The sequence below is a fragment of the Gemella massiliensis genome, assembly GCF_900120125.1.
GTDB classification, from domain to species: domain Bacteria; phylum Bacillota; class Bacilli; order Staphylococcales; family Gemellaceae; genus Gemella; species Gemella massiliensis.
Genome location: NZ_LT635546.1, coordinates 522,479 through 536,120, shown reverse-complemented (window position 1 = coordinate 536,120; position 13,642 = coordinate 522,479). Strand labels below are relative to the sequence as shown.

General features: G+C 30.3%; 12 protein-coding genes and 1 pseudogene. 12 read left to right on the top strand and 1 reads right to left on the bottom strand.

Going from position 1 to position 13,642, the window contains the following annotated elements; all coding sequences use genetic code 11:
• Positions 1–8 precede the first annotated feature (8 nt).
• The 6 genes from rnpM to BQ7358_RS07475 all read left to right on the top strand — a co-directional run bounded on the left by rnpM (position 9) and on the right by BQ7358_RS07475 (position 6,404).
• On the top strand, positions 9–296 hold the full coding sequence (rnpM, locus tag BQ7358_RS07500) for an RNase P modulator RnpM (RefSeq protein ID WP_062173300.1): 288 nt from the start codon (positions 9–11) through the stop codon (positions 294–296).
• Complete coding sequence (locus BQ7358_RS07495; RefSeq protein ID WP_072520426.1) at positions 296–607, top strand: L7Ae/L30e/S12e/Gadd45 family ribosomal protein; 312 nt, start codon at positions 296–298, stop codon at positions 605–607. The genes rnpM and BQ7358_RS07495 overlap by 1 nt, the downstream gene beginning before the upstream one ends.
• Entirely contained in the window at positions 607–2,718 is a 2,112-nt protein-coding gene (infB, locus tag BQ7358_RS07490; RefSeq protein ID WP_072520425.1) for a translation initiation factor IF-2, read from the top strand. Before BQ7358_RS07495 ends, infB begins: the two co-directional genes overlap by 1 nt.
• 13 nt (positions 2,719–2,731) lie before the next feature.
• Positions 2,732–3,088, top strand: a complete 357-nt coding sequence (gene rbfA, locus BQ7358_RS07485; RefSeq protein WP_062173308.1) for a 30S ribosome-binding factor RbfA — start codon at positions 2,732–2,734, stop codon at positions 3,086–3,088.
• A 63-nt stretch (positions 3,089–3,151) separates the two neighbouring features.
• The gene (locus BQ7358_RS07480; RefSeq protein WP_062173310.1) at positions 3,152–4,750 is read left to right on the top strand and encodes an ABC-F family ATP-binding cassette domain-containing protein; all 1,599 of its coding nucleotides are present in this window, start codon (positions 3,152–3,154) and stop codon (positions 4,748–4,750) included.
• 280 nt (positions 4,751–5,030) lie between these two features.
• Entirely contained in the window at positions 5,031–6,404 is a 1,374-nt protein-coding gene (locus BQ7358_RS07475; protein ID WP_062173312.1) for a glycine--tRNA ligase, read from the top strand.
• A 384-nt stretch (positions 6,405–6,788) separates the two neighbouring features.
• Here BQ7358_RS07475 and BQ7358_RS07470 read toward each other — a convergent pair.
• Positions 6,789–7,739, bottom strand: a pseudogene (locus tag BQ7358_RS07470) (DDE-type integrase/transposase/recombinase); the annotation flags it as partial.
• 221 nt (positions 7,740–7,960) lie between these two features.
• Here BQ7358_RS07470 and cmk point away from each other — a divergent pair.
• The 6 genes from cmk to trmFO all read left to right on the top strand — a co-directional run bounded on the left by cmk (position 7,961) and on the right by trmFO (position 13,574).
• Positions 7,961–8,635 carry a (d)CMP kinase gene (cmk, locus tag BQ7358_RS07465; RefSeq protein ID WP_062173314.1) on the top strand — a complete coding sequence of 225 codons (675 nt, stop codon included), beginning with the start codon at positions 7,961–7,963 and terminating at the stop codon, positions 8,633–8,635.
• Positions 8,636–8,648: 13 nt separating this feature from the next.
• A complete protein-coding gene (locus BQ7358_RS07460) occupies positions 8,649–9,236 on the top strand; it encodes a lysophospholipid acyltransferase family protein (RefSeq protein ID WP_062173316.1) in 588 nt (195 codons plus the stop codon).
• 1 nt (position 9,237) lies between these two features.
• The gene (locus BQ7358_RS07455) at positions 9,238–9,663 is read left to right on the top strand and encodes an acyl-CoA thioesterase family protein (protein ID WP_062173317.1); all 426 of its coding nucleotides are present in this window, start codon (positions 9,238–9,240) and stop codon (positions 9,661–9,663) included.
• 211 nt (positions 9,664–9,874) lie between these two features.
• Positions 9,875–11,023: a cysteine desulfurase family protein gene (locus BQ7358_RS07450; protein ID WP_072520424.1), complete on the top strand. Its 1,149-nt coding sequence runs from the start codon at positions 9,875–9,877 to the stop codon at positions 11,021–11,023.
• The gene (gene thiI / locus BQ7358_RS07445; RefSeq protein ID WP_062173319.1) at positions 11,013–12,254 is read left to right on the top strand and encodes a tRNA uracil 4-sulfurtransferase ThiI; all 1,242 of its coding nucleotides are present in this window, start codon (positions 11,013–11,015) and stop codon (positions 12,252–12,254) included. Before BQ7358_RS07450 ends, thiI begins: the two co-directional genes overlap by 11 nt.
• Positions 12,255–12,269: 15 nt before the next feature.
• A complete protein-coding gene (gene trmFO, locus BQ7358_RS07440) occupies positions 12,270–13,574 on the top strand; it encodes an FADH(2)-oxidizing methylenetetrahydrofolate--tRNA-(uracil(54)-C(5))-methyltransferase TrmFO (RefSeq protein WP_062173320.1) in 1,305 nt (434 codons plus the stop codon).
• The last annotated feature ends 68 nt before the right edge of the window (positions 13,575–13,642 follow it).

The window sequence follows — 13,642 nt, the reverse complement described above, 5'->3', positions numbered from 1 at the left end:
GTGGTACTATGAAAAAGAGAAAAATTCCAACAAGAAGATGTATTTTAACAAATGAAATGTTCCCTAAAAAAGAGTTATTAAGAATAGTAAAAAATAAAGAAGGGGAAATTTCCGTTGATCCAACAGGTAAAAAAGCCGGACGTGGTGCATATGTTGTATCAGATTTAGAAGTAATCGAAAATGCACAAGAAAAAAAACAATTAGAAAAATTTTTCAGTGCAACCTCGGAAGAAATGGAACCAATATATAAGGAAGTTATTAGATTAATATATAGAAAGTCAATACCAAAAAAATAATGAACAAAGTATTTAATTTATTAGGTTTAATGCAACGTGCAGGAAAACTTATTACCGGAGAAGATTTAATAGTAAAGAATCTTAAAAATAAAAAAATAAAATTGTTAGTTATTGCCAAAGACTGTGGGGCAAACACTAAAAAGAAATTAGAAGATAAATCAAATTTTTATAAAGTAGAAAACGTAACTTTTTTCACAGTGGAACAAATTAGTGCTGCTATCGGTCGTGATAATAGAGTAGCTGTAGGAATAACAGATGACGGATTTATAAAAAAGTTTAAACAATTATTGGAAGAAGGAGGACGACAGTAATGAAAAAAGTCAGAGTATATGAATATGCCAAAGAAATCGGAAAACAATCAAAAGAATTAATAAATATACTAAAAGAGGCTAATATCGAAGTATCTAACCATATGTCAATGTTAACACAAGAGGGGTTAGAGAAATTAGACAGTATTTTTAAAAAGAAAATAGATACTAAAAAACAGAATAAAAAAGAAAACAAGCCTCAAAAGAAAAATAACAAACAAAAAAATATTAACCAGCAAGTAGAACAAGAAGGTAAAAAAAGTAAAAAGAAAAAAAATAAAAATAAAAAAGAACGTATAAAAAAATCTCAAAAACAACAGCCGGCTATTATAGAAGTACCGACAGAAGAAACAATTTCTGAAGATACAATCTTAGTTAAAGATGGGATGACAGTTGGAGAATTATCAACAATATTAAATATCAATTCAACCGAACTAATTAAAAAATTATTTATGGAACTTAAAATAATGGCAAATATTAATCAATCATTAACGTTGGAACAAATCGAATTAATTGCCATTGATTACGGTAAAGAAATTCAAGAAGAAGTAGAAATTAATAAAGAAGATTTAGATTTATACTTTGAGGCGGAAGATGAAGAAAAAGATTTAAAAGAGCGTGCACCGATCGTTACAATTATGGGGCATGTCGATCATGGTAAAACCACATTACTGGATACTATTAGAAATACTCATGTAACAGCAGGAGAAGCCGGCGGTATTACTCAACATATTGGAGCCTATCAAGTTCGAGCAAAAAATAAAAAGATTACGTTTTTAGATACACCGGGACATGCAGCCTTTACAACTATGCGTGCAAGAGGAGCAAAAATTACAGATGTAACTATTTTGGTAGTAGCCGCTGATGACGGTGTTATGCCTCAAACCATTGAAGCAATTAATCACGCAAAGGCAGCTGATGTACCTATTATTGTGGCTGTTAATAAAATGGATAAACCGCAGGCTAATCCCGATCGTGTAATGAATGAATTAGTTGAATATGGTTTAATTCCGGAAGATTGGGGTGGAGATACTATCTTTGTGCCTATTTCTGCACTAAAAGGTGACGGCATTGATGAATTGTTAGAAAATATTTTATTAGTAACAGAAATGCAAGAACTAAAAGCAAATCCAAACCGTCTTGCACTAGGTACGGTAATTGAAGCAAAATTAGATAAAGGACGTGGTGCAGTAGCTACGTTATTAGTTCAAAACGGAAGTCTAAACGTTGGTGATCCGTTGGTTGTCGGTAATACTTTTGGTCGTGTTCGTGCTATGATTAATGATCGTAATAAAAATATTCAAACAGCAAAACCGTCTACACCGGTAGAGATTACAGGACTTCAAGATGTCCCGAATGCCGGAGATAGATTTGTTGTATTCGGTGATGAAAAAACTGCTCGTCATATTGGTGAAATTCGTCAACAACAATATATTGAAACAACACGTCAAGCAAATTCTGCTGTATCATTAGATACCTTATTTGAACAAATGAAACAAGGTGAAATGAAAGATCTTAATATTATTATTAAAGCGGATGTGCAAGGTTCTGTGGAAGCTTTGGCCATGTCACTTGCAAAAATTGATGTAGAGGGTGTTAATGTACGTATTATTCACACAGGTGTGGGAGCAATTAACGAATCTGATATTACATTAGCAATAGCTTCTAAAGCTGTAGTAATTGGATTTAATGTACGCCCTGATAATAATGCTAAACAAATGGCACAAACTGAACAAGTTGATATTCGTCTACACAGTATTATTTACAAAGTGATTGAAGAAATTGAATCTGCTATGACCGGTCTTTTAGATCCGGAGTTTGTAGAAAAAGTAATTGGTCTTGCCGAAGTAAGACAAGTGTACAAAGTATCGAAAGTTGGTACTATTGCGGGTGCTTACGTGACAGAAGGAAAAGTATCACGTGATGGGAAAGTACGTGTTATTCGTGATAGTGTAGTTATTTATGAGGGAGAAATCGATACATTAAGACGTTTTAAAGATGATGTTAAAGAGGTTCAAAGTAGCTATGAATGCGGTATGACTGTAGAGAACTTCAATGATATTAAAGAAGGAGATGTCTTTGAAGTATATATAATGGAAGAAGTAAAAAAATAGGAGGTAATAGTATATGTCAGAAGTAAGGGTCAACAGACTTGCCGAGCAAATCAAAAAAGAAATTACTTATGTATTGACCACAAAAGTAAAAAATCATAACTTAGGATTTGTAACTGTAACAGAAGTTGTTTTGACAGGAGATTACTCTCAAGCTAAAGTTTATTACACTGTATTAGGTGGAGAAAAAGAGAAAGAAAAAACAAAAAATTCTCTTGCAAAAATTAAAGGTTTTGTAAAAAGTGAAGTAGCAAAAAAAATAAAAATAAGAAAATTTCCAGAATTTATTTTTGAATACGATACAACAAGTGAGTATGCACTCCACATTGAAAATTTAATTGCAAGTGTTAGTAAAAAAGAAGAAAATAAATAATAAAATTGATAAGCTCATCAATGATTGTGGTGAGCTTGTCAATTATTAACAAAGGAGAGAAGAATGTTACAAGTAACAAATTTAAGTTTACGTTTTGCAGATAGAAAACTGTTTGAAGATGTTAATATTAAATTTACAAATGGTAATTGTTATGGTCTTATTGGAGCTAACGGAGCGGGCAAGACAACATTTTTAAAATTACTTTCGGGAGAGCTTGATTCTCAGCAAGGGCATGTATCATTAGGAAAAGGAGAACGCCTTGCGGTATTACGTCAAAATCACTTTGCCTATGAGGAAAATCAAGTTATCGATGTTGTAATGATGGGGCATGAGAAATTATGGAGTGTTTTGAATCGAAAAAACGAAATCTACATGAAAGATCCGTTTACTGAAGAAGACGGTATTATTGCTGCAGAACTTGAAGGAGAATTTGCGGAGATGGACGGTTGGAATGCTGAAAGTGATGCTGCTCAATTATTAGAAGGTCTTGGAATTGGTGTTGAATATCATCATGTGTTTATGGGAGAATTAGATAATGCGATTAAGGTAAAAGTATTATTGGCACAGGCATTATTTGGTAATCCGGATGTATTGTTACTTGATGAGCCGACCAACGGTCTTGATATCAGTGCTATAAAATGGTTGGAAGAATTTCTAATTAATTTTGAAAATACGGTTATCGTAGTCAGTCATGATAGACATTTCCTAAATAATATCTGTACTCATATCTGTGATTTAGATTTTGGTAAAATTCAACTATATGTTGGTAATTATGACTTTTGGTATCATTCAAGTCAATTAGCACGTCGTATGGCAGAAGATTCTAATAAGAAAAAAGAAGAGCAAATTAAGGAACTTCAGGATTTTATCGCCCGTTTTTCTGCAAATGCTTCAAAATCAAAACAAGCAACCAGCAGAAAAAAAATGTTGGAAAAAATTACACTTGAGGATATTAAGCCAAGTAGTCGACGTTATCCATTCGTTCGCTTTACACCGGATAGAGAAATTGGTAATGATTTATTAATTGTTGATGGTGTTAGTAAAACAATTGACGGTAAAAAAATATTAAACAATATTAGTTTTGTAGCAAATCCAAACGATAAAGTTATTTTATTAGGTGATGAAATGGCAAAAACTACGCTGTTAAAAATTTTAGCCGGTGAACTAGAACCGGATAGCGGGACTGTAAAATGGGGTATTACAACATCACGTAGTTATATGCCAAAGGATAATACAGAATATTTTGAGGGATTAAAACTTTCGTTAGTTGAGTGGTTACGACAATATGCTTCACCGGAAGAAGAATCAGAGGCTTACTTACGTTCATTTTTAGGAAGAATGTTGTTCTCGGGTGAAGAAGCATTGAAAAAAGCTCATGTGTTATCAGGTGGAGAGAAAATGCGTTGTATGTTATCTAAAATGATGTTATCAAAAGCTAATGTTATTTTACTTGATGAACCAACCAACCATCTCGATTTGGAATCAATTACAGCTGTTAATGAAGGAATTATACAGTTTAAAGGTTCTGTATTTTTTACATCACATGATTATGAGTTTATTCAAACAATTGCCAATAGAGTAATAGAGTTGACACCGGATGGGGTCATTAATAAAGAGATGGATTATGAAAACTACTTAAGATTTAAAGGTATAATAGAATAAAAATTTGTATTAAATGAAAACTATTAATAATTAATGTAAATATTTTGTTTATAAAATCACTGCAATTACTTGAAACTTTAATAAATAGATGGTAAAATATCTATATTAGAGCGAGTTGATGATGGTGAAAGATCAATAATTTTAAAATGGCATTAATATAATTTAATACTAAAAATGAGTTGAGTTTTTACTAATCAGGGTGGAACCGCGGAAAATTTTCGTCCCTAGATATGCTTAGCATATCTAGGGTTTTTATATTTTAATTTTAGGAGGAATAAAAATGGAAAAAATTTTATCATTAGCAAAAAATAGAGGTTTTGTATTTCAGGGTTCTGAAATTTATGGCGGTTTAGCTAATACATGGGATTATGGTCCGCTTGGTGTTGAATTGAAAAACAATGTAAAAAAAGCATGGTGGAAAAAATTTATACAAGAATCACCATATAATGTAGGATTAGATGCTGCTATTTTCATGAATCCACGTACTTGGGAAGCATCGGGGCACATTGGTAATTTTAGTGATCCGATGATGGATTGTAAAATTTGTAAATCAAGATTACGAGCTGATAAGTTAATTGAAGAATACTACTTTAGTGAAAAAAATGAAGATGTAATTGTAGACGGATTACCATTTGAAGAATTGGAAAATATTATAAAACGTGAACATATTAAATGTCCTGAGTGTAACGGACATGATTTTACAAATATAAGACAGTTTAATCTTATGTTTAAAACAAATCAAGGTGTTGTAGAAAATGCGACAAGTCAAATTTATTTGCGCCCGGAAACCGCACAAGGAATTTTTGTTAATTTCAAAAATGTTCAACGTAGTATGCGTAAAAAACTTCCGTTTGGTATTGGGCAAATCGGTAAATCATTTCGTAATGAAATCACACCCGGTAATTTTATTTTCAGAACTCGTGAGTTTGAACAAATGGAACTTGAATTTTTCTGCCAGCCCGGTGAAGATTTAGAGTGGCATTCTTTCTGGCGTAATTATTGTGAAAAATGGTTACTAGACCTAGGAATGACAAAAGAGAATATTCGTTTGCGTGATCATGAAAAAGAAGAATTATCACATTACTCAAATGCAACAACCGATATAGAGTATAAATTCCCATTTGGCTGGGGAGAACTTTGGGGTGTTGCCGATAGAACAGATTATGATTTAAAACAACATATGGAATATTCAGGTCAAGATTTATCATATCAAGATTTATCAACAAAAGAAAAGTATATTCCATATTGTATAGAACCGTCTGTTGGTGTTGATAGAGTTTTATTAGCGTTTTTATGCGATGCGTATAATGAAGAACAGGTTGGAGAAAATGATACTCGCACAGTGCTTAAATTTCATCCGGTACTAGCACCGTTCAAAGCGGCTGTATTGCCACTTTCTAAAAAATTAAGTAATAAAGCTGAGGAAATATATAAAGAATTATCAACTGATTTTATGGTAGATTTTGATGAAACGGGTTCTATAGGTAAACGTTACAGACGACAAGATGAAGTAGGAACTCCGTTTTGTATAACATATGATTTCGAATCAGAAAATGATGGAATGGTTACAATTCGTGATCGTGATACTATGGAACAAACTCGTCTTCCAATAAGTGAACTTAAAGAATATATTTCGAAAAAAATAAAATTCTAAAGATTTATTATAAGTTAATCGGAAATATTGTAGGAGCGGAATAAAAAATGTATTTTTTATCCGTCTCCTATATTTAATTTAAGATAAAATTATTATTTGTACATTTGTAAATGATGTGAGACAAAAAAAGTAAAAAATAAATACCGGATATAATAGAATTACATAGAAGCTAGCTTCTATGTAAACCGTATGAAGCCCCCGACGTAAATTACATTATTTGATTAGATTTGCCAGCTTTAATTCCTTAGAGAACATTTCAGATTTCTAAAACTTATTTGTCAAGGATTTGAAAAAGGCGTAGCCCTTGTCCTTGACAAATAAGTTGTGAAATCTATTATCTAACAAGGAATTAAAAAGCCGGCATATTTTTATAGACTCTTTCCGTAGCTCTTTTCTTTTTTCAACAGGAGAAAGCCAATTTAAAGTCTGCATAGGAAGACGGTTAGAGCGATATAGATACTTTTTCATCTGAGATATAAGATCATCATACGAAAAGAAAGATAAATGCCTGTAAAAACGTTCATTATCATTTCTATGACTACGTTCAACCTTACCGTTATGTCTAGGAGTTCTAGGTCTAATAAGTTGATGTTTAATGCCAAGATTATTACACAATACATCAAAAGGGTGTATTCGTTTAGTATCTTTAAAATGTGTAAATTCAAAACCATTATCAGTTTGAATTATCTTGGGTTTATACCCAAAATAATCAATAGCCATTTTAACAAATTGAACAGTAGAGTATGATGATTGTTCTTTAAAAGGGAAAATAAATCTTTCCCTAGTAGCTTCATCAATGATAGTATATTGATAAAATTTATCAGGAATTTTTCCTACATAACAACGTTTAGGAACATATTTCACATCAAGTTGCCATTTTTTACCAATTTCAGTAGGTGTATTATAGGGTTTAGGTTTATAAGGAATTACTTTTTTCTTAGTATCTTTATAAAAACCTAATTTTCTAAGCACTCTAAATAAAGAACAAGGATGTCTTTTATAACCTTTGTTGAATTTAAGTTTAGCATATAATTCAATCATAGAAATATTAGGATTACGTTTAATAAGATTTTTAATCCAAGACAATTCTTCAACTGTATGGGCGTTAGGGTGAATGGAATGAGGTCTATGAGACTTATCTATAAGAGACTCTTTAGTACCGTCATATTTTTTATTCCAACGCAAAAGAGAGGCTTTTGATATTTTATAGCGCCTACAAACAAAACGAATAGAGTTACCATTTCTATAAGTTTTAACTGCAGTTATTCTTGTTTGTAAAGTATGAGGTATATATCGTTGTGTTTTTTCTATATTTTCTGTTATAATAGTTTTCATAAGAGTAAATTCCTTTTTTTGATTTGTAGGTAACTTCATTATACAGGATTTACTCTTCTTTTTTTTATTATATGTCTCACATCTATTGTAACACTACAATTTAATTTAAGATAAAATTATTATTAAACTAGAGATTAAATGTGGTATATGTTATAATATTAATTGTTTAGATGTCTAATTAATTTTAGGAGAAATAAAAGTAAATTTTCGTGAGGTATAAAATGAAATATATATCAGTAGCTGTTGATGGTCCGGCAGGATCGGGGAAAAGTACAATAACTAAGTTGGTTGCTGACAAATTAGGATTTAATTACGTTGATACTGGAGCTATGTATAGAGCATTAACATATAATTTTTTAAAAAATAATTTAACTGAATTATATGAGGAAAAAATAGTTGAATTATTAAAACAAGTTAATTTTGAAGTTAAATTCATAAATGGAATTCAGCATGTTTTTATAAATAAAGAAGATGTGAGTGATAAAATAAGAACGGCAAAAGTGTCGAAATATACATCTTTATTTTCAAAATCTCCCGCTGTGCGTAATTTTCTGATTGACAGTCAAAGAAATTTATCAGAGGTAGGTAATATAATAATGGATGGTAGAGATATTGCTTCTGTTGTCTTACCTAATGCTGATGTGAAAATATTTTTGACGGCAAGTGTAGAAGAACGGGCAAGACGAAGAGTTCTCGATTTTAAAAAACAAGGTATTACAGACGTTGATTTTAAAAATGTTATGAAGGATATTGCAGCACGTGATTATCAAGATGAAAATAGAGAAATTGCTCCCCTTGTAAAAGTTAATTCAGCAATTTTAATTGATACAACGGATTTATCTATAGATGAAGTTGTAGAGAAAATAGTTTTACTTATTAAAAATGTTTTAAATTAGAGGGAGTGTATTTATGTATAAATTTATAAAAATATTACTATCGATTTATTATAGAATATTTTATAAGGTAACAATAATAAATGGTTCAAAAATTGAAAATGCCAAAGGAATAGTTATTTCCGGGAATCATTTGAGTAATCACGATCCGCTTTTATTTCCGGCATTTTTCTCTAAAAATATTCGTTTTATTGCAAAAGAAGAATTGTTTAAAATATTTTTTGTAAAGCAGGCATTAGAGTCAACAGGTGCTATACCGATTAAAAGAGGAACATTTGATAAAACGGCAATAAATAAGAGTATAAAATTATTAAAAGAAGGAGAAGTAGTCGGAATATTTCCGGAAGGTACTCGCTCTAAATCTAAAGAGCTTAGTTTGGGTGAATCACATAACGGAGCGTCATTTATAGCAACAAGGGCAAAAACAAAAATATTACCGTTTGCTATAATACCTAACAAGAATTTTAGATTATTTTCTAAAATAAAGATAGTTGTAGGTGACGAAATAGATGCTACAGCATTAAAAGAATCTGGTAAAACTCATGATGAAATAACAGAGATTTTAATGAACTCTATTTCTAATTTAATTGCTAAGGAGAGATAATATGTATGAAAAAACTATAAAATTCAAATTGCAAAAGAAATTTTTTAACAAGTCGGGATATTTAGATAATAAATATATTTATGAATGGCTTAATCTTGCTAAAAAACATTTTTTTAGTAGTTTAGGCATTAATATTGATAGTCTTATAGAGTATGATTTATATTATGCCGATATTGAAGTAAAATATTCAATAAGAAAAAATATTAAATTTGAAAATCAAGATATCTTTATAAAAGTATGGATTGACAAACATAACGGTGTTAAAACAATTTTTTCTTATGAATTTCTAATAAATGAAGAAGTTATTATTCTAGCTTCATCTTCACATAGCATTTTAAAAATTAATGGAGAAAGAGCTGTTAGAATAGATAGAAACCTTCCTAAATGGGATCAAATTTTAAGAGATGTTGTAAATAATGGAAAATAGTTTAGATAAGATAGCACATAGAATATTATCCCTAGTGCTATTTTATTTTATGATTTATATTTTTTGATAATAAAAATTTAATTTTATAAAAAACCTATATCTATATAGTTATATTTGTTTTAATTAACTACTATTGATAAAACGTATTATTTGTTATATACTTTTATAGTAATTAATGAATAAGTAAAGAAATATATTGAAAGGAAATAATATGATATATTTAGATAATTGTGCAACAACAAAGCCGTATGAAGAAGTTTTAAAAACATTCGTTGAAGTTAACAGCACATATTTCGGCAATCCTGCCAGTATTAATAAATATGGAAAAACCGCTAATAAATTATTAACGGCTGCACGTGAACAAATAGCAAATTTATTGGGTGTTGATAGCGATACTTTATATTTTACATCGTGTGCAACGGAGAGTAATAATATTGCTTTATTGGGAAGCGTAGAACATAAAAAAGATTTTGGTAATCGTATTATTGTTTCTAAAATTGAACATCCATCTGTATTAGAAACGTTTAGGGAATTAGAACACCGAGGTTTTGTTCTTGATTATGTTGATGTTGATAAACATGGATTTATCAATCTTGAACATTTAAAATCTTTATTAACAAAAGAAACGATTTTAGTAAGTGTTATGCATGTTAATAATATTTTTGGTGCGGTGCAGCCTATAGAACAGATAATCAAGATATTAGAAAATTATCCGAAAGTACATTTTCATGTTGATGGTGTACAAGGGGTTATAAAAGAGAAAATTAATTTGACCAAGGTTGACAGCTATTCAATCTCTGCACATAAGTTTCATGGTTTAAAAGGTGTTGGACTACTGTATTTAAAATCACGTCGTACAGTACATAATATTACATTCGGAGGGGGGCAGGAAGCCGGGTTACGAAGTGGAACGGTTAATGTAGCGGGTGCAGTATCACTAGCTAAAGCATTAAGACTATCATTTGAGAAAATAGATATTGCTAAAGAACAACATAAAGTTTTTAAAAAGAAAATTATTGACGAATTGGGACAATTAGAATATGTAGTTTTAAATTCTCCATTAAATGATAATTATGTTAATTCAATATTAAATATAAGTTTACCGAAGATAAAAGGAGAGGCAATAGTTAACGCCCTTAATGAACATGATATAATGGTATCAACAACAAGTGCTTGTTCATCAAAAACATTTCATTTGAATGAAGCCTTGTATGCACGAGGATTATCAAAAGAAAATATCCAAGGAAGCATTAGAGTCAGTTTTTCTTATATGACAACTTTAGAAGAGATTGAAACATTTATTAGCATATTTAAAGAAGAATACAAAAAATTTAAAGAGGTAATAGAGAGTGGAATATAGTCATATTATAATCAGATATGGGGAACTTACTCTAAAATCTGGTAACAGAAATGAATTTTTAAAAAAATTAACAAAAAATATTCGTTATAATTTACAGGGATTAAAAGGATTTCATATTCAAACTAAACGAGATAGAATGTATATTCATTTTGATAACAACGATTATATAGATGAAATCATAGAAAAATTAAAACACATACCCGGAATTCATAATTTTTCACCGGTATTACGTGCTGATTTGAATATAGATAAAGCAAAAAAAATAATAGATAGTTTATTGAATACAAAATTAGATAAAAATTACACATTTAAAATCCAAACTAAAAGATCGAATAAACATTTTGATTATAATACTAATGAATTAAATAATATTTTTGGAAGTTACGTATTGGTAAATTACCCAAATTTGAAAGTAAATGTAAAACAACCGGATTTTATTATTAATGTAGAGGTACGAAGTGAAGGGATTTTTATTTTCACAGATTTTATAAAAGGTGTTGGAGGTTTTCCTGTAAATACATCATCAAAAGCATTATTATTGCTTTCTGGCGGTATTGACTCACCGGTGGCAGCTCATACTTTGCAGGTAAAAGGTGTTGAAGTGGAAATGATTCACTTTCAATCACCACCATTCACATCCCAAGATGCTTTGAATAAAATTTTTGATTTAACAACAAAACTTAGTGAAGTAGTAGGAAGAGTAAAATTACATGTGGTAAATTTTACAGAATTACAAACAGAAATAGTAAAGAGAATACCATCTAATTATACTATGACTTCAACACGCCGTTTTATGTTGAGTATAGCGGAAGAAGTTGCGAAAAAAGAAGATTGTCTTGCTATAGCAACCGGGGAATCATTAGGTCAGGTAGCAAGTCAAACACTGGAATCAATGAACTGCATTAATGCTGTTACCAATATGCCGATATTACGTCCGCTATTAACAATGGATAAAGTTGATATAATAAAAATTGCAACTGAGATAGGCACTTTGAAAATTTCTAATTTACCATTTGAAGATTGTTGTACTATTTTTACACCAAAATCGCCTAAAACAAAACCAAAATTAGAGAAAATAGTAGAATATGAAATGCGTGATGATTATTCAGAACTAATTAAAAAAACTTTAGCGAGTATAGAAACTTATTTATTTGATAAAAATGGAAAAGTAACAACTAAAAATATAGAAATAGAAAAAAATTTACAAGATGAATTTTCAGATTTATTATAAGAAAGAGAGAATTTGATGGAAAAAAAAGTAATCGTAATTGGAGCAGGATTAGCCGGAAGTGAAGCGGCATGGCAATTAGCAACACGTGGTGTTAAGGTAGATTTATATGAAATGCGTCCTAAAAAAATGACACCGGCACATAAAACGAAAAATTTTGCGGAGTTGGTGTGTTCAAATTCATTAAGAGCTAACAATATAACAAACGCGGTCGGACTGTTGAAAGAAGAAATGAGAAGACTTAATTCTATTATTATAGAATGTGCCGATACAACTCAAGTTCCGGCAGGTGGTGCTTTGGCAGTAGACAGAGATCGCTTTTCAGAGATGATAACAGAAAAAATAAAAAATCATCCAAATATCAATATTATAGAAAAAGAAATATCAGCGATACCTAAAGGTGATGTTCCGGTAATCGTGGCTACAGGACCTTTAACTACAGATTTATTAAGTGAAGATATTAGAAAATATACAAACCAAGACGGTCTATACTTTTATGATGCAGCAGCTCCTATTATTGAAAAAGATTCAATAAATTTTGAAAAAGTATATCTAAAATCACGTTATGATAAAGGAGAGGCTGCATATCTAAATTGTCCTATGACAAAAGAAGAATTTTATACTTTTTATAATGAATTGATAAATGCCGAAGTAGCACCGCTAAAAGAATTTGAAAAAGAAATTTATTTTGAGGGATGTATGCCATTTGAGGAAATGGCAAAACGTGGTGAAAAAACACTATTATTCGGTCCGTTGAAACCTGTAGGTTTAGAAGATCCGAAAACAGAAAAAAGACCATATGCAGTAGTGCAGTTACGTCAAGATAATAAAGAAGGGACACTTTATAATATCGTAGGGTTTCAAACGCATTTAAAATGGGGAGAACAAAAACGTATTATTAATTTAATACCGGGATTAGAAAATGCGAATATTGTTCGCTACGGCGTTATGCACAGAAATACTTATCTTAATTCACCACAACTGTTAGAAAGAACATACCGTTTAAAAAAAGAAAAAAATATTTATTTTGCAGGGCAGATGACAGGAGTAGAGGGGTATGTAGAAAGTGCGGCATCAGGGATTGTAGCGGCTTTAAATGCTATATATAATACTGAGGGTAAAGAAGTAATTTTTCCAACGGAGACAATGATTGGAGCGATGGCGAACTATATTGTTGATAATACAAATAAGAATTTTCAACCTATGAATGCAAATTTTGGAATAATTAAACCACTGGAAGAGAAAATAAAAGATAAAAAAGAAAAATATACAAGATATGATAAAAGATCATTAGAAATTTTAGAAAATTTCAAAATTAATTAATTAAATTTCAAAAAAAGTCTTACAATTTTGCAAAATAGGTGTTATAATAAGCAGGGAAGTATTTTTGT